Below are 237 nucleotides of genomic sequence, written 5' to 3'. Positions count from 1 at the left end.
GTTATTTCGTGTGAGTGGTTACAATGAGCAGTTCCTGAAAAAAAATCCATTAGCGATATTAGGCGTGCTACGGGATTTAAATAAAAATCAGGTTCCACTGCGTATTTCATGGGCGCATGGTCAATTCATCAGTAAAATTTTGGCGGTAGACCCGGAAAAACTCATCGTGGATTACGGCAGCCAGGAATACGAAAATAGCGCCGTATTACGTGCCGGGCAGGTAGCCATTATCGCAGA

General features: G+C 44.3%; 1 pseudogene. It reads left to right on the top strand.

The annotated features are described in order from the left end of the window. Positions 1-10: 10 nt before the first annotated feature. Positions 11-237: pseudogene (gene ycgR, locus P6709_RS20330) on the top strand (flagellar brake protein YcgR); the annotation flags it as partial.

This window comes from Jeotgalibacillus sp. ET6, assembly GCF_029667115.1.
Classification (GTDB): Bacteria; Bacillota; Bacilli; order Bacillales; family Jeotgalibacillaceae; genus Jeotgalibacillus.
The sequence above is the reverse complement of the archived record's forward strand: the minus strand, read 5'-3'. Positions and strand labels throughout refer to the sequence as shown.